Genomic DNA, 285 nt, shown 5'->3' with positions numbered 1-285 from the left:
GCTGCGCGGCCCTGGCACTACCCACCCCGGGGGCCCCGGGGTGGCCCTGCGTGGCAGAGCTCCCCTACCCGCCCTTCCACCGTTCCCAGGGCTCCGCCCTGACCCGGTCCTCAAACGCCGGACGGGCTGAAGAGCAGGGGTCCCGGGCTGCGCCCGGACCCCTGGGGCTCCGCCCCAGACCCCGGTCCTTAAACGCCGGACGGCTGAAAGGGCGGGGTCGGTGGGGGCTGCGTGCCGGGGTCGGGGACGGGGGCGGGGTGGGGTGTTGGCCGGGACGTAAAGCGT

This window comes from Streptomyces sp. NPDC099050 (genome assembly GCF_044759865.1).
Lineage (GTDB): Bacteria > Actinomycetota > Actinomycetes > Streptomycetales > Streptomycetaceae > Streptomyces.
The sequence above is the reverse complement of the archived record's forward strand: the minus strand, read 5'-3'. Positions refer to the sequence as shown.